This is a genomic window from Streptococcus sp. 2741, from assembly GCF_013276315.1.
GTDB classification, from domain to species: domain Bacteria; phylum Bacillota; class Bacilli; order Lactobacillales; family Streptococcaceae; genus Streptococcus; species Streptococcus pseudopneumoniae.
Genome location: NZ_VMKU01000007.1, coordinates 35209 through 54532 on the forward strand (window position 1 = coordinate 35209; position 19324 = coordinate 54532).

The 19324-nt window shown below is 33.8% G+C and carries 30 protein-coding genes and 1 pseudogene; all 31 read right to left on the minus strand.

What is annotated here, in order from left to right; genetic code table 11:
* Window positions 1–221: 221 nt before the first annotated feature.
* A complete protein-coding gene (locus tag HT671_RS01205) occupies window positions 222–713 on the minus strand; it encodes a hypothetical protein (RefSeq protein WP_000671988.1) in 492 nt (163 codons plus the stop codon).
* On the minus strand, window positions 694–1290 hold the full coding sequence (locus HT671_RS01210; RefSeq protein ID WP_000687786.1) for an ATP-binding cassette domain-containing protein: 597 nt from the start codon (window positions 1288–1290) through the stop codon (window positions 694–696). The genes HT671_RS01205 and HT671_RS01210 overlap by 20 nt, the downstream gene beginning before the upstream one ends.
* On the minus strand, window positions 1287–1769 hold the full coding sequence (locus HT671_RS01215) for a stage II sporulation protein M (protein WP_001232096.1): 483 nt from the start codon (window positions 1767–1769) through the stop codon (window positions 1287–1289). The genes HT671_RS01210 and HT671_RS01215 overlap by 4 nt, the downstream gene beginning before the upstream one ends.
* A pseudogene (locus tag HT671_RS12005) lies at window positions 1766–2898 on the minus strand (hypothetical protein). Before HT671_RS12005 ends, HT671_RS01215 begins: the two are co-directional and overlap by 4 nt.
* Window positions 2899–2904: 6 nt before the next feature.
* Window positions 2905–3201, minus strand: a complete 297-nt coding sequence (locus HT671_RS01220) for an uberolysin/carnocyclin family circular bacteriocin (RefSeq protein WP_000837726.1) — start codon at window positions 3199–3201, stop codon at window positions 2905–2907.
* Between the two features lie 542 nt (window positions 3202–3743).
* Window positions 3744–4637: an XRE family transcriptional regulator gene (locus HT671_RS01225; protein ID WP_000343887.1), complete on the minus strand. Its 894-nt coding sequence runs from the start codon at window positions 4635–4637 to the stop codon at window positions 3744–3746.
* A gap of 20 nt (window positions 4638–4657) precedes the next feature.
* The gene (locus HT671_RS11475) at window positions 4658–4852 is read right to left on the minus strand and encodes a hypothetical protein (RefSeq protein WP_000757185.1); all 195 of its coding nucleotides are present in this window, start codon (window positions 4850–4852) and stop codon (window positions 4658–4660) included.
* Between the two features lie 401 nt (window positions 4853–5253).
* On the minus strand, window positions 5254–5460 hold the full coding sequence (locus tag HT671_RS01230; RefSeq protein WP_023938646.1) for a hypothetical protein: 207 nt from the start codon (window positions 5458–5460) through the stop codon (window positions 5254–5256).
* Window positions 5461–5537: 77 nt separating this feature from the next.
* Window positions 5538–5717, minus strand: a complete 180-nt coding sequence (locus tag HT671_RS01235; protein WP_000846995.1) for a hypothetical protein — start codon at window positions 5715–5717, stop codon at window positions 5538–5540.
* 80 nt (window positions 5718–5797) lie between these two features.
* On the minus strand, window positions 5798–6013 hold the full coding sequence (locus HT671_RS11480) for a bacteriocin immunity protein (RefSeq protein ID WP_078149558.1): 216 nt from the start codon (window positions 6011–6013) through the stop codon (window positions 5798–5800).
* Between the two features lie 3 nt (window positions 6014–6016).
* Window positions 6017–6184 carry a class IIb bacteriocin, lactobin A/cerein 7B family gene (locus HT671_RS01240; protein WP_001047583.1) on the minus strand — a complete coding sequence of 56 codons (168 nt, stop codon included), beginning with the start codon at window positions 6182–6184 and terminating at the stop codon, window positions 6017–6019.
* A gap of 8 nt (window positions 6185–6192) precedes the next feature.
* Window positions 6193–6393, minus strand: coding sequence for a hypothetical protein (locus tag HT671_RS01245; protein WP_000478865.1), 201 nt, complete (start codon window positions 6391–6393; stop codon window positions 6193–6195).
* Between the two features lie 27 nt (window positions 6394–6420).
* Window positions 6421–6615 carry a class IIb bacteriocin, lactobin A/cerein 7B family gene (locus HT671_RS01250; RefSeq protein WP_000180815.1) on the minus strand — a complete coding sequence of 65 codons (195 nt, stop codon included), beginning with the start codon at window positions 6613–6615 and terminating at the stop codon, window positions 6421–6423.
* A 34-nt stretch (window positions 6616–6649) separates the two neighbouring features.
* Window positions 6650–6805: a hypothetical protein gene (locus HT671_RS01255; RefSeq protein WP_166735291.1), complete on the minus strand. Its 156-nt coding sequence runs from the start codon at window positions 6803–6805 to the stop codon at window positions 6650–6652.
* An 11-nt stretch (window positions 6806–6816) separates the two neighbouring features.
* Window positions 6817–6945 (minus strand): smi_0059.1 family bacteriocin-like peptide, encoded by a 129-nt coding sequence (locus HT671_RS01260; protein ID WP_000658224.1) that lies wholly within the window; start codon window positions 6943–6945, stop codon window positions 6817–6819.
* Window positions 6946–7437: 492 nt separating this feature from the next.
* Window positions 7438–8484 (minus strand): DUF6287 domain-containing protein, encoded by a 1047-nt coding sequence (locus tag HT671_RS01265; RefSeq protein WP_138703023.1) that lies wholly within the window; start codon window positions 8482–8484, stop codon window positions 7438–7440.
* Between the two features lie 29 nt (window positions 8485–8513).
* A complete protein-coding gene (locus tag HT671_RS01270; protein ID WP_000725077.1) occupies window positions 8514–9911 on the minus strand; it encodes an N-acetylmuramoyl-L-alanine amidase family protein in 1398 nt (465 codons plus the stop codon).
* Window positions 9912–9957: 46 nt separating this feature from the next.
* Window positions 9958–11193: a CAP domain-containing protein gene (locus HT671_RS01275; protein WP_172923011.1), complete on the minus strand. Its 1236-nt coding sequence runs from the start codon at window positions 11191–11193 to the stop codon at window positions 9958–9960.
* A 198-nt stretch (window positions 11194–11391) separates the two neighbouring features.
* On the minus strand, window positions 11392–11979 hold the full coding sequence (locus HT671_RS01280) for a recombinase family protein (protein WP_001268846.1): 588 nt from the start codon (window positions 11977–11979) through the stop codon (window positions 11392–11394).
* A gap of 606 nt (window positions 11980–12585) precedes the next feature.
* Complete coding sequence (locus HT671_RS12010) at window positions 12586–12711, minus strand: PncF family bacteriocin immunity protein (RefSeq protein WP_007284823.1); 126 nt, start codon at window positions 12709–12711, stop codon at window positions 12586–12588.
* 2 nt (window positions 12712–12713) lie between these two features.
* Window positions 12714–12944 (minus strand): bacteriocin-like peptide BlpU, encoded by a 231-nt coding sequence (gene blpU, locus HT671_RS01285; protein ID WP_001093485.1) that lies wholly within the window; start codon window positions 12942–12944, stop codon window positions 12714–12716.
* Window positions 12945–13136: 192 nt separating this feature from the next.
* Window positions 13137–13337, minus strand: a complete 201-nt coding sequence (locus HT671_RS01290; protein WP_001055966.1) for an SPPN_00645 family bacteriocin-like peptide — start codon at window positions 13335–13337, stop codon at window positions 13137–13139.
* 29 nt (window positions 13338–13366) lie between these two features.
* Window positions 13367–13558, minus strand: a complete 192-nt coding sequence (locus HT671_RS01295; protein WP_000439598.1) for a hypothetical protein — start codon at window positions 13556–13558, stop codon at window positions 13367–13369.
* Between the two features lie 19 nt (window positions 13559–13577).
* Window positions 13578–13760: a class IIb bacteriocin, lactobin A/cerein 7B family gene (locus tag HT671_RS01300; RefSeq protein WP_000435077.1), complete on the minus strand. Its 183-nt coding sequence runs from the start codon at window positions 13758–13760 to the stop codon at window positions 13578–13580.
* Between the two features lie 110 nt (window positions 13761–13870).
* Window positions 13871–14011, minus strand: a complete 141-nt coding sequence (locus HT671_RS01305) for a hypothetical protein (RefSeq protein WP_001004581.1) — start codon at window positions 14009–14011, stop codon at window positions 13871–13873.
* A gap of 11 nt (window positions 14012–14022) precedes the next feature.
* Window positions 14023–14151: a smi_0059.1 family bacteriocin-like peptide gene (locus HT671_RS01310; protein WP_000658221.1), complete on the minus strand. Its 129-nt coding sequence runs from the start codon at window positions 14149–14151 to the stop codon at window positions 14023–14025.
* Between the two features lie 494 nt (window positions 14152–14645).
* Complete coding sequence (locus HT671_RS01315; RefSeq protein ID WP_001221866.1) at window positions 14646–15377, minus strand: response regulator transcription factor; 732 nt, start codon at window positions 15375–15377, stop codon at window positions 14646–14648.
* The gene (locus tag HT671_RS11485; RefSeq protein ID WP_240148708.1) at window positions 15374–16189 is read right to left on the minus strand and encodes a GHKL domain-containing protein; all 816 of its coding nucleotides are present in this window, start codon (window positions 16187–16189) and stop codon (window positions 15374–15376) included. Before HT671_RS11485 ends, HT671_RS01315 begins: the two co-directional genes overlap by 4 nt.
* Before the next feature lie 564 nt (window positions 16190–16753).
* Window positions 16754–16900 (minus strand): smi_0057.1 family bacteriocin-like peptide, encoded by a 147-nt coding sequence (locus HT671_RS01325; RefSeq protein WP_000425303.1) that lies wholly within the window; start codon window positions 16898–16900, stop codon window positions 16754–16756.
* 152 nt (window positions 16901–17052) lie between these two features.
* Entirely contained in the window at window positions 17053–18222 is a 1170-nt protein-coding gene (locus HT671_RS01330; protein WP_138703021.1) for an N-acetylmuramoyl-L-alanine amidase family protein, read from the minus strand.
* A 112-nt stretch (window positions 18223–18334) separates the two neighbouring features.
* Window positions 18335–19189, minus strand: a complete 855-nt coding sequence (locus HT671_RS01335) for a C40 family peptidase (protein WP_023935480.1) — start codon at window positions 19187–19189, stop codon at window positions 18335–18337.
* Window positions 19190–19324 lie beyond the last annotated feature (135 nt).

Genomic DNA, 19324 nt, shown 5'->3' on the forward strand with positions numbered 1-19324 from the left:
CGAAGAGTATAAACTCATCTGATAACAACTATCTTACCCCAATCCTCAAACAAAAACTGGACTTCCTCCCCAAATGCGCCTATCTCCCTCCCAACTGCACTTTTTGGATAAAGAAAATAGGCAGAACAAACGTTCTACCTAGAAAATATAAGAATTCCAAGTTAATAAAACCGAAATGATTTCGTGTCATTATTAAGTAAAGAAAAGAAATTTTAGTATTTCTAAAAACTATTTATAATAGACACTATAGCATTAAATAAAAATGGTACAGAAAATACTACTGTCAATCTTAAATTTTTAAATCTCGCATAATTTGTTATCCCAATTAGTAATACTGTCAATATGCTGAAATAAGCAAACTTTATATCCGATGGATTAAATAAGTAACAAAGTAAAATGCTAAAACTTAAGGTTATATTTTTAGATAAAAGAATATCTCCAAAGTTCCTCTTATCCTTATCAAAAAATAATGTAATCAGAAAGAGAGAAAATCCATATTCAATAAGAGTTGCTATAAATGTGAAAACAACAGAAATCACTGTCAATATTGTTTCTATTTTAATTGTAAAAAGATTAGATAGTTCAGATAATTTATCAATTTGTTCATCTAAAATTCCCGACTTCATCAGTAAATCAATAAACAAATATAAAAGAAAAAGATAAATAATCAGATTCATTAATTTGTATAAACTATTATTTGTTTGAAATTTCATAAACCCGTCCTTCCTCTATTAAAATCCTTTGAGATTTGCTAATCAATTCTTGATTCAATAAATTATGAGATACATATATAATAGTAGAGCTTTCTTTCATGGAAATTAAACGTTTAGCAATCATATCAATACTTCTTGCATCCACTGTTGATAAGGTCTCATCAATAAAAATATAATCCCAATTTTTAGCAAAAATTAAGGATAAGCCTAATTTGAATTTTGTTCCAGTAGATGCTGTCATATAGTTATCTCCGATTTTATTATCAAAAAAAGTATTAATTTGTTCTTTATCCTCAAATGATAGATGGATTTGAAAAGAATCACACAACAACTGCAAATTTTCTTCTATAGTAAATGGAATAACCCCAAGCTGATTGGTATCAAGGTATAGTACATCTTTGGAGACACAATTCTTTAAACCACTATCAAAAGTCTCTAGCCCAGCTAAAAGTTGTAGAAGGGTGCTCTTTCCTGAACCATTCTCTCCTTCAACTCTGTAAATTCCCTTATCAATCTCTAGTGATATATTTTTCAGTATACATTTATCATAACTTTTAGATTCATTTTCAATTTTCATAATTTAATTCCCTCTATCAACGCTGCTAAAATTAATAAAATATAAGAAATGATATACCATTTTAAATTACTTTTTATATAAATAAGTATATTTTCAATTCCCCTATCCTTCAATAATCGGTATAAAAGATACTGACTCATACCTTGATACCAAATAAAATTCGGTATTTCAATAAGACCATGAGGTAATATTCCTTTTATTGTAGCTACTATTCCAATCATCTGACCAGATATACCCAATTGTATTCCTAAAGATAGCAAATCAAAAAGTTGCAATAAGGGCGAAATCGGAAAACAGAATAGATATAGCAAAAAATTTGTAGAATTTGCCTGTAAAACTGTCAATGTAAATTGTAATTCCAGTTTCGGAGGTATAGTAGCAAAAGTCTCACTTTTTAATATAAAGCTTAAAAGTAAACCTAGTGAAAAACAGACCGTACAAAATAACACATAGTAAATCAGAAAACCACTTTTTCTCATCTAATGCCCCCTACTAAAGTTACAAATAATATCAGAAAACAATATAAAACCAGAAAACTCCATCTCAATAAACTAACTGTACCTTTAATTAAAAATAGAGCTTTCTTATAATAGACATAGGCTATAAAATAATTGAATGGAATCAATAACAAATTCAACAAAATACTTTTTATATCATTACTATAACTTGTCACCGGAATCAAACATAACAACAATGAAAATTGTAAGAAAGAGATTAAATGCGTCAACATCATTAGTTGTGCATTCTTAAAAAAGAAATTCATTTTAGAATGATTAAGAGCAGATAATTGAAGTAAAGCTAGATCTACCCCAATTGAGGATTTATGATTCCCTATTATTGCCTCCATTAATGTGATATATATTGAGGTATAAAGAAACAATATTGGTATTTTTGTACCATCAATTGATAACATCGTCATCATATACCAAAATAGATAGGAAAGAAGAATACTAATCAAAATAAAAGAAAAAGTTAACCCTTTATTTAACCAACAAAAACGAAGCAATATAAATAGACTGCTACGAAATCTTTTTTGGCTCATTCGACTGCTTTTAAAATAGAAATTACTCGCGTGATTATCTAATATCCCCATAACTAAAATAAAATAATTGAGTAGTATGACATAAATTACAACTTGTCCTTGTTCTATAGACAATAGTCCTATAGATAAAAATAAGAACAATTTACTTATAATTGAAAACAAACTAGGTAGAATTAAAGAAATAATTTGAATAACTATCAAACAAAGAGTAATGTATAAATAAAAATATCCAATAATATCTAGAAAATACAAAATAAATAAATGAATGATTGTAAAATTTGGAAAGAATAATATTTCTTGACAATGGCAAGAAGATAGAGAAAAATATAGTTTTTCCTTATATAGAAAGTATTTATTTTTTTACTTTGGATAGGCAGTTTCATATTATAACGATTCAAAGTAGCGTAATCTACTACCAAAAAAAGTAAAAATAATTTCCCTTGAAAAGGAAGATAGCTTTTAAAATAGATTGACAAACTTATGATAACAAAAAACAAAAGGGTTATCCCAATAAAATTAAGATAACCTAAAATACTTTCACATTCTTTTTTAGAAAGTATTTTCATCTAGTTCTACCATAGAGCTGCTTTAGCAGCACCCTTCTTTTTCAATATATAAAGAACTGTTGCTGCAATACCCGAACCAATAGAACCTACTCCTGTGATTGCACCTACAATTGAAATTACTGCTGTAACTGTACTATAAGCACTAATCAAATTGACTACAGTAGCAGCAGCTTTTGTCGAAATTCCTAATGTCCCAGCCAACATAGGAAAAGAAACAACACCTAAGCTTAACCAACTAATGACTGCTAACATTGCTGAAACAATGAGAAATTTATTATGAAATTCCATTCTTTTAGATTTCATTTTAGTGTACTCCTTTTGTATATTATGTATGTTTTATTGAGAGTTAATTCGCACATGTTGTATTCCTAACTCTCTTCAAATGTTCGTCTATATTTTATACTACTTTTATTAACATATCTATAATAAATAAATTACTACTACATTTTCCTAGATTATCAAATTACTTTTATATCACTAAGACTCAATAAAAGATAATGTCTATTTAACTTTTATACGATTACTACCTCCTTTTTAGTTTACACTTCCTACATCATAAATAAACATACTCAACCCTCACAATCTCCAAATCACTCTTTTATATCATTGAAAATTGAGTTTCATCCTCTATACTAATGTAGGAAACCTATTAAAACATTCCTTTAATCCAATATAAGAATACTTTATTCCATTAATCTCTACCTGATATTATAGATAGAACCAAACTCTTATACTTAAAGGGACAAATAACGTTCCAACCATAATAAACCTCCTTTCTTTTTGAGAGCGTTTTCTTTATAGGTTTAATATAACAAAAACATGAAAAAAACAACATGACTTAGAAGTCAGGTTGTTGGGAAATCTATTTGTTTTTCTTCTAAGATTCTCTGAACTAATATCTGATCATCTAGCAATTCTGCTAGAGAAATTGCCTTTTCATAGAAACTTTCTGCCTCTAAAATATTCTTGTCTACAAATAAAGCATATTTTGCCTTTAGCAAAAATAGATGAGGTCGGTAAAAAACATGTCTTGTTTTAGCAATAATTTTCTCAAATGTTTGAATATATATCAGACTATCTTCTGTCTGAATTTGGATAAATAGGCTCAGAAGAACTTTTTCCATCTGAGCTAGGCTAGCCTTATCTTCATATTCTGAACATAGCAATACTTTTTGAGCTAACTCCTCAAAATGTTCTTTATCTTCTAATCCCATAGCACAACAAAAGAAATACAATTCAATAATCAACAAATCATTTACAGAAAAATATTTCTTTTTTAATAACTGCTGGAAATATTCTTCCACTAACCCTAAACCGTAGGTCACATCTGAACTACCATAAATATCAAAACGAGCTTGTGTCACATCCACAATTAACTGCTCTTCCTCAGGCAAATTCTCATAATAGTTTTCATATATTTCCTCAAGTATAGCTTCTTTTCGTTCGATTCTTCCCTTATCAGCGTAGGTTTGAGAATGAATCAGCTCATCTTTGAGTTTTAGGAATCCTTTTGGAATCTCTATAACCTTAACATCCACAATATTCTGTAATGATACTCCAAGTTTATCCGCAATCAATAATAATTTAGGAAGTGTTGCTAAAGCTTGCCCATTTTCAATACGTGCTAGCTGACGAATCGTCAACTCTGATTCATCACCACAAATATCTATCTGAGTTTTTCCACAAGATCGCCTAATAGTTTTGATTTTATAACCAATTTCACGTTTCAACTCATCCATAGTAATACTCCTTAAGTTGATTACAAAGATTTCTTTTTCTTCCTAATTCTTTTGTCAATCATGTACAAAACGATAATCGAAAACAGCGGTGGTACAATATAACTCTTTTCACTCATTGTCAGCTGAAATCCCAGAGTTGCTAGTATCTTAAAGATGAAAATATTCATCAAAAATAGAAAAACAAATACTAAAAAATATCTTAAAACCTTCTTCATTTCTTTTCTTCAACTCTCCTAATTTCTATACCTATTTTATCAAATTTTATCAAAAAATACATGTAAAACTCCAAATAAACAGCTCAAATACACTTTTTTGGCAAAAAATAGGCAGAACAAACGTCCTACCTACTAAAAATATGCTATTGAAAGGAAAATGATTTTTTTCTGACACCCTAGGCAAGCTTGGGACAAATAAATCATTGATAGTAACCTTTACGACATCCTATTTAAAGTTACTTCAATTTTTAATGTCCCTGCTATTTCTAAGCCACCTCTGGTATAATCTATTCCTAGTCAGAATAGATAACACCGTTCTAAATTACGATTCATAGTTACTCCTTTTTTTGATTCGTTACTATAAGACACCTATTCCCTATAGAGCGTCTACTACCTCAAATTTATCCATTCTTTTTTTCTTTACTTCTGTATAAAAGAATGAAGACCATCATAAATAATGCAATCGTTGGTATATTGAAACTATCAAACCAAGTAAGTAAAGATACTTTATTCATGTCAGCTACTAATCTGATGATGATATAAGACATTGAACTAAGTAATACCATAATTTCAGGCCAAACTTTCAGTATTGATTTAATAAATTTCATATTAAACTCCAATGTGATGCATTCCTAGATTCTAGCCTAGCCATTTTAGCGCAGACTAACAAGTCATTCTTAACTGTTTACTCTACTCGCTTTTTATTGACCTTATATCCTAGATAAAAGAGCCCAAATAAAACAGGGTAAATTTCTGGATAAAATAGGGTATTGATTGGATTTCTCAAAATCAAATACGTTGCGATGTAGATTATGAGCGATACGGTAAAATAACCCTCAGTAAAGCCTAATAAAAATGTTTTCATAGAAAGCTCCTATTTACCTGACAAGAATGGCGGAAAAACGCTACCATTCATATACACAAAATCCTTTTGATTCATGTTCTTCATTTATAGTTTGGATTATTTTTTGACAAATCTTTGCGAAAAATACCAAAATATGCTGAGAAAAGCAAACCAACCAAAGTCCATTGCCAATTAAAGTATACTAACGAACCTGTACGAATCACATGAAGCGCGACATTAAGAATTATTCCCAACAAAGGAAATATAGTGGCTAGTTTAGGTAACAATGTATTGAGATTAAGGTTGCGATTATTCATTATCTAACGCCCACGACGAGCCAAATCTGAACCAAATTTGTAACCAGCATTAAAAATTTGTACAGCAGCATTCAGTACTCCTGCAATCCCAACTGCTTCCGCAAGACCAAAACCACCTTTTGTTCCCACTAATTCATCGTCAGATAATTGATAAAATTGTTCTAAGTTCATATTCGTCATTACTCCTTTGTATTATATTTTATTGCTATGTAAATGATTAAAATGAGTATTGGATAAGTAAATACTTCTGAAATATCCATAAAATTTATACTATACTGTCCAGATAATATTTTATAATCAATTAAAATTTGAACGATAGTAAAAATAATACGTAGCGATAACAATACCCCTAATAATATCACTTCTTTTTTTAAAAACATAGAAATGCCTCTCTGACTACAATCAGATTATGGTCTATTCGCATAATACCCCAAAGCTGCTCCTCCAGCAAAAAGCGCTGCTGCTCCACCTGCTACTGCTGCACCTATCTTCCAGATAGACACTCCGGCGATTACAAGGGGCAATGCTCCCCCATCCACATCCATCAACTCTTCTTCTGTAAGAGCTACAAAGTTCTGTTCCATTTTGTCAAAATTTGTCATCTTTTTTCTCCTCTTGTTCTATTTTTTCTAAATCTTATCTTCTAAAAAATGGGGTTCCAATAAATATACCGCGTAACAATAGACCTGTAATTAGACCCCGTTGATAACTTTCCTTGCTACCACCCACCAGCAAAGCTAAGTCGCTCTCCTTTAATACTTCAATAGTATACTGATCATTCATTTCATTCATCTCTTATCCTCCTAAAAACCAAAACCTCTACGAAATCCAATGTACCAATCTGCAAGGGTCTTCACCCAACTTTCTCCACCTTGAATATCGGTCAATTCTTCCGAAGTTAGCTCAACAAATCCGTAATAATGTTCTTTCATTATTTTATTCCTTTCTTTTTCTTCTCACTTATCTATTCGAAAAAATTTCAAAAATGTACAACTAAATTAAATTTTATTTAAAAAATAATTTAATGAACCATGAATAGAAAATTGGTAGATACATAAAGCAAACTCCTTTCTTTTTCCTCTTACTTATCTATTCGAAAAAAATTTCGAAAATGTACAACTAAATTAAATTTTATTTGAAAAATAATTTAGTATACCATGAATAGAAAATCGGTAGATACATGAAGCAAACTCCTTTTCTTTTCCTCTTACTTATCTATTCGAAAAAAATTTCGAAAATGTACAACTAAATTAAATTTTATTTAAAAAATAATTTAATGTACCATGAATAGAAAATCGGTAGATACATAAACCAGACTCCTTTCTTTTTCCTCTTACTTATCTATTCGAAAAGGAAGTCAAAAAAATAAGAATATCAGAAAATTTTCCGACATTCTTATTGATAAATTTGTAAGTCTATTAAAACTATTCTACCTTGTAAAAAAATCCCTCGGTACTACCATTGATAAGTTGGTGTCCAAACCATAAGCGGTCTTGTGTAATATCAGACGAGTCAGTATAGCCATTATCTGAAGAAGAGGTGACAGACATGGTTATAGGGATTCCTGCTGGTAAAAAGGCAATAGCTGCACCAGCACCTCCATCTTTAGAAACAGAACTTGCCTTGAGATAGTGGTCAATTTCCTTAGCATGTTCAATTGAAATCTTGGAATGATCACTTACTAAACCATTTTTGTCAAAGGTGAATTCAATACCTGTACGATTCCTCCAAGTGCCTGCGACACTAGAAAAATCTCCATTTTGAATTGCAGTAATATCCATCCCTTTACTTTCTGACGGAAGGCTTGTTTCTCCATTTATAAGACTTGTGACAGATTTCCAAAAGAAAGATCTTATGTCAAGGGAAGGTGGTTTTGTCCCCAGTCCCTCTTCTGTATCTGATTCAATGACTAGTTCTAACCGTGTTCCATCCTGATTCAACTTGTATAGTTTAAGTTGGATTTGATTAGTAGATACTCGGGTAGATAATTGAAAATAACCATTTTCTAAAGGATTAAAATGTACTCGCTCTCCAATAAAGTCCAGATTGTTTTCTGCATTGGTCAGTCGAATAACTTCACTATTTTTAAGAGTTCGAATATCTAATAAATCGTAATAGTTAGAATCCATTTTTAGGGCAATCAAAAGTTCGTCCGTACCGTCTTGGTCTAAATCATACAAGCTATACTGTAATCCAGAATATTCTTTAGGATAAGTGTTTTTTAAGTTTGCTTTTGAATTGAGCTCTTTAGGTGAAGCTGATGAATCATCTAATACTTTGGCATATTCTTTAAGGACAGGATTATATAGGGTGTAATCATTTTTCTTCTCTTCCGATGTAGAAAAAGTTGAACTAGTACTTGAAGCAATTGCTTCAGAACTTGTTGCAGAAGTGTTTTCACTCTGATGTTGGCAAGCCGTTAAAATAGAGATAGCTAATATACTAATACTGAATAGAAATAATTTTTTCATATGTTTAATCTTACAATTTGAAATTGTTTTTATACCCACTCACCGTTGTAACTGACACGATAACCGTCAGGTGTAGTTGTATTGATTGCGAGTGCACCAGAGCTATAGGCATAGTACCATTTGCCAGATACTTTCATCCAGCCTGTTTTCATAGCTCCTGAATCTTGAAGGTAGTACCAGCTACCGTTATCTTTGACCCAACCTGTCTTCATCGCACCTGAGCCGTCGAGATAGTACCACGTGCCGTTGTCTTTTACCCAGCCAGTTTGCATCCAACCAGAGTTATCAAAACGATACCAAACACCATTGATTTTTTCCCAGTCATTAGTTGTATAAGTGCCATCTTCGTGTTTATACCACCAGCGACCATTCGAATACATCCAAGTAGATTTAGACTGATGGGTCGTCATGGTTGTATCCGTGTTAGAATAGTTTCCAGATGACGAACTTGTAGAAGTTGACGAGCTAGATGAATTCGAACCTGATTGAGTTGTGGTGTTAGTATTTGAATTTGTTGAAGGATTTCCGATAGTCACCTCTTTTCTAACTTTAAAGACACGTTTTCTATTATCAACTGAGTGATCGTGCGGAGAGCCAGCTTCTCCAGACATCTCCAAGATGTATGTTCCGGCAGGAAACTGTCTGATATCGAAAACATCCCCTTTAAATTTATTACTATAAATTAAAGGCAAAAGAAATTGGTCGTTGACGTCATTAGTTAGACCACTAAAGATGACATCATTATTATGTTGGTACACAATCTTTCCGGTAGCCTTATCAATTAGAGTAACATTTCCTCTAGCTGCATTATCTCCTCCGTGTTGTAGTGGCTCTGAGAGTACACCTTCAAAATTAAATCCAAAATGATGAATTTCAACCTTTGTAATTGTTGCTTCTATTTGTTTTTCAGTACTCGTATTCGAGATAGTATTTGCTTGATTATTTGATAAGACTTCTAGTTTGGTTACATAAGTGTAAAAAGGACCTCCTTTTCCTAGATTTTCTCTGACATCAGCAGTTAACTTATAGAGAGTACCATTTAATTCAAACTTCATGGTATAGATACCATAGTCTGTTGCTTTAAAGACAATTGTTTTACCGTTGAATGTAGCAATGCCGTTGGATTCAAAACTTGCAAATTGCTTAGAGAATTCTTGTCTATAAGCATTATCTACCCAATCAACCGTTGTAAATTCACCATCAGAAAATGCTCCAAGTTGTGCTTTTCTTTTTTCTACAAGCGTCACATCTGTTGCGACTAAATCTGTATCACGATACCCAGGAGCAGGTTCTTCAACATAAGCATTAGCTGCAGGAGACCAGAACTTGACCATCGGGACGCCACTTGCTGCATTGACACTTGAAATTGTAGCTCCTGTTGCTAGGAGTGATAAAACTGCTGTAGTCGTTAAAACGATTTTTTTCATAATTTTTGTATTCCTTTTCTTTTTATCTATTTTTTATAATCTTATCCTATACCCATTCTCCATTGTAATTGACGCGATAGCCGTCTGGTGTAGTCGTATTGATTGCTAGGGCACCAGAGCTATAGGCATAGTACCATTTCCCAGATACCTTCATCCAGCCTGTTTTCATAGCACCTGAGCTATCAAGATAATACCAACTACCGTTATCCTTGAACCAACCAGTCTTCATAGCACCTGAACCGTCGAGATAGTACCACGTGCCGTTGTCTTTTATCCAGCCAGTTTGCATCCAACCTGAACTATCGAAGTGATACCAGATATTATCTAATTTTGCCCACTGATTGTAAGGGTAAGACCCATCAAGTTGCATAAACCACCAACGAGAACCAGATTGTCGCCAAAAACCCATACCCCTACCAATATCTTGCATTTGAAAAAAGAAACCTGGTTTATTAGTCCCGTTAGACTTACCTTGTTTTGTTTTCTTACTGGTATGAGTTCCGATTGCCTTCAAGTCTTTGTCAAAAAGATTCGCCTTAGTCGCAAATGTTTGAATCTGAGAAGAATTTGCTTCTGTATATTGAATGGCCTTTCCATAACCACCAGCTAATTCTTCAGAGCCACCAGATGATGTTCCGAAACTTTGTGCAACGGTAATCCATCCATTTTGAGTGACAGGGTTTTCAAAGGCTGCCAAACCCATATAGGTCAATTCTGAATTGATTAAGGATTCGTAGTGTCCAGTTTGACCAGATACACTTGCCCCACTACGAGATTTGACGTAATCTGCTTTTTCGTCATACCATTGATTAATAGCTGTCATAAATCCATCATAGTTCCAAGCTAAGTTTTCGGCTAGTGAAAAATTCCCTGAAGGCCAGGCACTCCAAATATCTTTATTAGATAAACGTTTATGATGCCTAGTTACAGAAGCTTCTGCTGCCCGAACGAAGGCTGTTTTTTCTAGTTCAGTTGACCATTTGATCGGAACATAGCTAGTAACTAGACCTTCATCTGCTGCCTCTTTTCGAATAGCATTGATACGATCTAAGATAGCCTGTTTATCTGGCGTTAAGAAAGTCCCTTCAATCCCAACTAGAGTAGTACCAGAAGAAGTACTAGTGACCTCAGAGTTTAAGATATTGTAGGATTGACCTTTGATTGCTTGAGTGGAAACCAGCCTATCATTAGTGGCTACTGATTGTGATGTAACAATTCCTACCCCAAGAAGTGATAGAGCTGAAATCGTTGCAAGTGTGAACTTTTTAGCTTTGGTGTCCATTTCGTGTCCCCCTATTTTTATTTATTGTAAAATAATCAGTTTGTCCTAAAATCTAGACTTTTTTGGACAAACTTGATAAAATGGAAGTGTAATAATAATTGGTCAAAATGCTGGATTTTAGAACCTTTTTTCTAACGAAAACGCTTCTAAAATAGACTGTATTTTCTGTCCAAAAAATCCTAGGTTTTTTGACAAGAACTATGAATTTTTTATCCAATTGTGAAAGGTGCTTTTTGATACTCCTAAGATGTCTGCACCTTCTCGTAAGGTTATTTCTTTTTTCTTATATTGAGCTATCACATCAGGGAGATTATTCGGAACAACCAATTTTGGTCTGCCGAATTTCTTCCCTTTTTTCTGTGCTTCCCGTATTCCTTCCATTTGTCTTTGTTTGATTTGTTCTCTTTCAAACTGTGCCACATAAGATAGGACTTGTAAAACGATATCGGAGATTAGTTTTCCTGTGATATTATCATTGCTATTCTTTGTATTTAATAAGGGGAAATCTAAAACAGTTATATTTACTTTCTTTTTCTTAGTAATTGCTTGCCATTGTTCTAAAATTTCATCATAGTTTCTTCCCAACCTATCAATTGATTTAATAACCAATTCATCATTTTCTTTCAAGGTAGTTAATAATTTTTGATATTCCATTCTGTCAAAATCTTTTCCTGAAACGTAATCAATAAAAATATTCTCTTTTGATAATTTGTTTTCTACCAATGCTGAAAATTGCCTATCAATATTTTGTTCTCTTGTAGATACTCGAACATAACCGTAACGCATAAAAACTCTCCTTTTACACTTATTGTAAAATATAAAAAAGGGCAAAATGCCCTCAAGGAGTAGTGTATTCAATTTCTAGCAATTATATATTAGTTCAAACTGGTTCATCAAGCCTTAAAAGTATGTAAAAAATCACAAACTAAGACCTCCTTCATTCCTTTTCTTCAACTTTCCTAATTTCTATACCTATTTTTTATCAAAAATACATGTAAAACTCCAAATGATGCAAATAGACACTTCAACTGCACTTTTTAGCAAAAAATAGGCAGAACAAACGTCCTACCTACTAAAAATATGCTATTTTGAAAGGAAATTGATTTTTTACTGACACCCTAGGCAAGCTTGGGACAAATAAATCATTGATAGCAACATTTACGATATCCTATTTAAAGTTACTTCAATTTCTAATGTCCCCGCTATTTATAAGCCACCTCTGGTATGATCTATTCATAGTCAGAATAGATAACACCGTTCTAAATTACGATTCATAGTTACTCCTTTTTTGATTCGCTACTGCAAGATTCCTATTTACCTGATAAGAGGAGAGATGGTCCTCTTTACATGTGCAAGATAATTTTGAATCAGATTCATCATTTATCGTTTTGATTATTTTTTGACAAATTTTTCTGTTTTCTTCTCCGAAGACTTTAAAAATTTTTTTCTAATTAGATCATCCATATAGGGACCAAATATACCAACTACTAAACCAATAATAAAACTTTTAAAATCCATAATTACCACCAACATGTCGCTGCATAGGCCACACCTCCAAATATAGCTCCTCCCGCAGCACCAGTTGCTGCACCTTGCCATGTTCCTGTTTTAATTCCTAGCTGAAGACCTCGTGCTGCTCCTCCTCCAACACCTGCTTTGGCAAAATCTCCCCAATTGCATCCGCCACCTTCAAGGCAAGCAAGTATCTCAGTATCCATAATTTCAAATTGTGACATCGTTTTTGTATTCATAACGAATGCCTCCTTTTTTATTTTAATGCTTGTCTTGTTGCAAACTTGACAAGTTTGGTATAGCAGTGTTTATTAAATTGTTTCATCCAAATCTTGAATTACTGAAATAATCATTCCCTGTATTCCTCTTATTTATCTATTCGAAAACGAATTCAAAAATATAATATATGATATTCATTTTAATAAACTATATTAATAAAATGCATTGTAAACATTTCGCCCAAATGATCTACCAGCATTATAGATACCACCGAAAAATCTTCCCGTACTATCAATCACTTTGTGGACATCGATGTTAATATTACCTCTCCATGACACTCGACCACCCTCTACTGTTGCCAAATCTTTTTCTGTAAGACTTGTAAATTTTTCTTCAATTTTTATCATATTCATTATGTCTGTTCCTCTTTATCTATAATTTTTTATTGAAACAAATAATTGTAAATTGTTTCGCCAAACTTCTGCCCCGCCCAATAAACCGGTCCTAAAAGTAATGTCCCTAAAGCATAAATCCCAACTACTCCAACTATGAAAATGAATACTTTCACAGGAATTGACTGCAAACTGTAAAAATTCTCTACCCTAGTAATCCAACTTTCTATTATGCGTTCCATCAGCGCTCTTCCTTCCCTGTTAACGTCCACGACGCTTAGCATGTGCTCCTGAAGCACCATCTACCGCACCCAATAAAAATGTTCCTGCAATTGCGACTCCTCCAACTACTACCAGACCAAATAGCAAGCCTCCTTCTACATCGGCCAATTCCTCATGACTCATTACATGAAAATTATTTTCCATATTTTTAATTTGTTCCATCTTATTCTCCTTTTTTGATTCTTAACAATTGAAAAAGGTAGTTATTTGTATTTCCTTTTTCATATATTCTGTTCATTGTTGTAGGTAAGCTTCACTCTCTAAATATTATCTTAGAATCCAAATAACGCACGACGTAAAATGAACCCCACCATTAAACCATGTTGGTAACTTGCCTCACTACCACCCACCAGCAAGGCTAAGTCGCTTTCCTTTAATACTTCAATAGTATACTTATCATTCATTTCATTCATCTCTTATCCTCCTAAAAACCAAAACCTCTACGAAATCCAATGTACCAATCTACAAGGGTCTTCGTCCAATTTTCTCCACCTTGAATATCGGTCAATTCTTCCGAAGTTAGCTCAACAAATCCGTAATAATGTTCTTTCATTATTTTATTCCTTTCGTTTTCCTCTTACTTATTTATTCGAAAAATAATTCGAAAATGTACAACTAAATTAAATTTTATTTAAAAAATAATTTAATGTACCATGAATAGAAAATCGGTAGATACATAAACCAGGCTCCTTTCTTTTTCCTCTTATTTATCTATTCGAAAAAGAAGTCGAAAGTGTACAACGAAATTAAATTTATTTGAAAAATAATTTAGTAAACCACGGATAAAAAATTGGTAGATACATGAACTAGGCTCCTCTCCTTTTCCTCTTACTTATCTATTCGAAAAACAATTCAAAAATAAACAACTAAATTAAATTTTATTTGAAAAATAATTTAATATACCATGAATAGAAAATCGGTAGATACATGAAGAAAACTCCTTTTCTTTTCCTCTTACTTATCTATTCGAAAAAGAAGTCAAAAAATAAGAATATCAGAAAATTTTCCGATATTCTTATTGATAAACTCATTCAAATCTAACAGATATTAGACATTAAGATATTTTTTAAGGGTTCTTCTGGCTGTTCGTGATACGGGGAAATGCAAGCCTTCTAACAAGGTCACTTCTGTGGCAGTCATCTCTTCAATAGCCTGTAAACTGACTAACGTATTGCGATTGGCATAGACAAAGTAATCTTTTTCAGCCTTGGCAGCGATATCCTTGAGACTGCCATAAATGGTCTTGATAGAATGATTGGCATAATAGACCTTGATACGATGGGATTCCACTGAAGTTTCAAAGGCTAAAATTTCATGGTAGGGCAGAGTGAAGCCCCGTCTTCCCTCAAAACTATAGGTAAAGAGACGCATATTTTCCCTCTTATCTACTGCCAGTACATAGTCCAGACAGCGCTCCAGCTGATGACAGTAGTCCGCCTCTGGCTGATCCTTGGAAATAAAATCCAAGGCAGACAAGTGGTAGCGAAAAGCTAGAGGTAAGGCCTCCGAGTGCGTGGACACAAAGACAATGCTTGTAAAAGGATCCCGCTCCCGAACCTGTTGAGCAACCTGAAAGCCCCGTTCACGCTCTCCATCAATCTCTAAATCTAATAAATAGAGCTGGTAATGGTCAAAATACTGAGAATACTTTTCAACATCCCCATAGTTTTTGGCAATATCAATTTCCAATCTTAAATTGCGAGAGCGACCGATATCTAGTAAAGTCTGCTCTATCCGTCCTTGCTGGACTCTATCGTCTTCCAAAACTAAAATTCTCATTCCTCTCCCCCTCGTTTCTCATCCTTAAATGGCAATTCTAAATCTTGTCTAAAAGTCGTCTCTCCTAGCTGGGTATCTAAGTTTAAATCATAATGAAAAACCATGTCCTCCAAGGTTGCCAAGCCCAGTCCACTGTGGTTATCCTTGGTAGAGTAACCCTTTTGACTGAGAATACTGGGATTCAGTTCTTCTTTCTTACGAGTGTTTTCAATGATAAAACGGACACTCCTATCACCTGCCAATAAAGCAACCCGAATCTGCGGATTTTCAGCCTCACTGGCTGCTTCTAAAGCATTTGTCGTGAGGATAGAGAGGATACGGATAGCCTCCAACATAGGCAATGCCAGCTCTTCGACAACCCCCACCGTCTCCAAACTAAAATGAATTCCCTGCTTATCTGCCACAATCATGGCTTTTGCCAAGGTATTGCGAATAGCTATATCATGGATATTGTGAAGATTAAAGGACGTGTAATCCGCCTTCCTCAGCTTTTCATTAGTCTTTAGAAAGACATCTTGATAAATGGTAGATACCTCAGCCATGTCTTGATTTGCTATGGCAGGCTCCATGCTGGCGACAATTCCCGCAAAATCATGACGGAAACCTCGAACCTCATCATAGAGATGTCCCAACTTATCCACCATTCCTTGCAAGGAACGATTTTCATCTTCCTGTCTCTGAATGGTCTGCTCATCACGATAAACCTGCTCCAAATGCTTGATGTAAAAGAGCCAAGAGAAAAAGAGAATGAAAATCAGGAGAGAAATGGTCGTATCAAAACGAACGTAGAACGAACTATTTCTATTGGTCATAAACGAAGAGAATATCCTAAATCCAGTCAGAGGTAGGATAATGAAAAAACTCTTATAATAGTGGGTTTTGAAAGCATCTGAAAAGAATAAATCCAAATCCAAAGAACAACGTTTCATAATTGTAGAACATAGAAATATTGATAATAAATCAAATACAGATCTATATAAAGTGGAAAACGAATCTACAAAACAACAAGGCTCACCAGATAATACACGAATCCAAATTGTCAAAAATAAATAACGAATACTTTGAAAGAAGAGAAAAAGATACAGAGAAAGAAAAAAAGCTTCCCCTTTTCCCTTGTGCAATACTAGTAAAAAAATACAGTAAAAGAAGAGAATGATTCCTATATGAAATAATTCTCCAAATGTTTGGCGAGCAGATAAACTAATTAAAAATACAAGGACCCAATAACGTTTTTTATAAAATTCTGGGGAAATTTGAGCACCCAAATAAATAGTAGGAACCATGGTTGAAACGACTACCAACAGTATATATAGCACAGAAACTAAGAATTCTAAAATAATCATAAATAAATCTAATCTCTAACGAATACTGTGAATTTAAGCAAAGTGTCTACCCGTACTAAATAATTTATCGCACCATTTTACGGTATCTTCAAAAATCCCTCCACCATTCACTTCTTCCAAAACCTCTGGAGTTAACTCTTCAAATTGTTCCAATTCTACAAATGTATTTTTCATTTCCATGACAGACTCCTTTTCATTATTTTATAGATAACTCTATCCCCTGCTCCATCTACAAAAGGCTTTAGTTTCCTTTTAAAATACAAGAAATCTAAAGCCTCCTGAAAATGGTATATTGGTTAGAGCGTTAACGATTAGTTGTGAAGATGTTATTTTTATTTAACCACAACCACTTTATAATATTCGTTTGAGTGTGGAGATTCAATTTTAATTTTTTCACCATATAAACCATCGATTTCTTTATCCAGATAATCTGAAACTCCTGATGGCAAGCGTTTCATCTTAAGAATTTCACCAGATTGATCCGCATAGGCTAGGATGTGATAGTGGGTTGTAGCCATACCATCATCAATCAATACAAAGTAACCTGTTTTGAGCTTACCTTGCTCATTTTCTAAATAGTATAGTTTATTGTTATTGATTGTAAAGTGGGTAGCTCCAAGACGAAGTCGTGCACCTGGATTTTCTAAATAGACATCATTGCCAACTTTTTTAATCTCTGAATAGGTTGTCATTGCTGGGATATTAATCACACGATGTCCATTTTCATCAAAGTAGTAGCGATTTGGTAAGTTTTGGAAGTTCTGTAAAACTGCCTTAGGATCAATTTCTTGTCCTTCTTCTTTATTATCCACTAAAGCTAAGGTAGTATTTGCAACCTCATCTCCATATTTATTAGAAAACTTCTTGAACTCTGGTCTGATATACCAAGCATTTTTTTCAATAATAACATCGTCACCTTTAGCATTTAGCAAATATTCTTGCCCATCTCCAAGTTTGACAATATCATGAATACTGTATCCAGCATCTTTTCTATTTGCTAGATAGCCATCCTTACCAATGACATAACTTTCCCCATCACTGGCTAGAACAGCTCTATCTGCAACCATAGCACCTGATTTTTCAAAGTAAGACCATTTACCATCTATGAACTCCCAACCTGTCATCATAGAACCACTAAAATGAAGATAGTACCATGTAGACCCTTCTTTGTACCAACCTGTACGCATGGCGCCACTATCTGCTAGTGAGTACCATGTGCTACCTTCCTTGTACCAGCCAGTACGCATAGCGCCACTATCTGCGAGCGAATACCAAGTGTTACCGTCTTTGAGCCAACCTGTCTGCATTTTACCAGTGATGTCGAAGTGATACCATGACCCAGCATTTTGTACCCATTTATCCTTAGCTAGACTGCCATCTTGTGAAAGATTCCAGTCAGCACCATTTTTAACCCAAGTATCTGCAGCCTGTGCTTGGTTGATAGACAAAAGTAGACCAGCACCTGCAAGCAAACCAAGTGTAAGTAGTTTAGATTTTTTCATAGCCATTTCCTCCTTTATTGAATAGCTATAAGAGGGCTTCCCCTCTTTATTTAGCTATATTCTAATACTTTTCATTGTCAAAGTCAATAATATTGTGAAAAATTAGACAATATTACCAATATCTACGAATTGTATTTTGAGTAATACCGTATTGATTCATATAAGAAACATATTGACCTGGATATGGAGCATGAACTACCTTTCCACCACCAACATAAATACCTACATGGTCATTTGTCTCTTCACTATTATACAAAATCAAATCTCCAGCTTGTTGAGAACCATTACTTATATAGCTTCCTCCTGTTGCTTGACCATAGGTTACTCTAGGAATACTAATATCAAACTTAGCATGAATAGCCATCGTAAATCCTGAGCAATCTACGCCACTATTCAAATCTGCCCCACCCCAAACATATGGGATTTTTCCTACAAATGTCTCTGCGTATTCACCAAGTGCCTGTCCACGATTTTCTACCCATACACCACTGGCTCTAAAGAAGTATGGTGTACCATTCACACGTTGATAACCAGTGACCATAGCACCACTAGCAGATAAGTAGTAATAATTACCATCAGGTTGAATCCAAGTATTTTCTTTCATCCATCCTTGGTCATCAAAATAGTACCACTTGCCATCTAATTGTTCCCAATTTTTAGCATACCCACCTGAACCGTATTTAAACCACCATTTACCATTGGTTTGCATCCATGTTCCTTTCGGATCACGATATTGATTGAAAGCTTTCTTCTCTTGATTTCCCTCTGCTTGGGTTTCTTTATCTTCAAAACCAATCAATTTTACTTGATCAGCTTCTTCAGCTTTTATCTTGCCTTGATTAACTAATTGAGCAATCGCTTCTTTCTCACTTGCTGATGGGGAATCAGCATAGGCTACCGTAGTATTTGCTAGGAGAACGCCTCCTGCAAGAACTAACAAACTAGAATAAAGATATTTTTTCATCATAAAAATCCTTTCTTTTCTCCTTTTTGGAGATTGATTTTTTCTGACTCCATTATATCCCTTATTTGTCCTCAGATTTCTACTGTCCCTAGAAAGACTAAATCTGTTCCTAAACGGTCACTTATACTCAATGAAAAT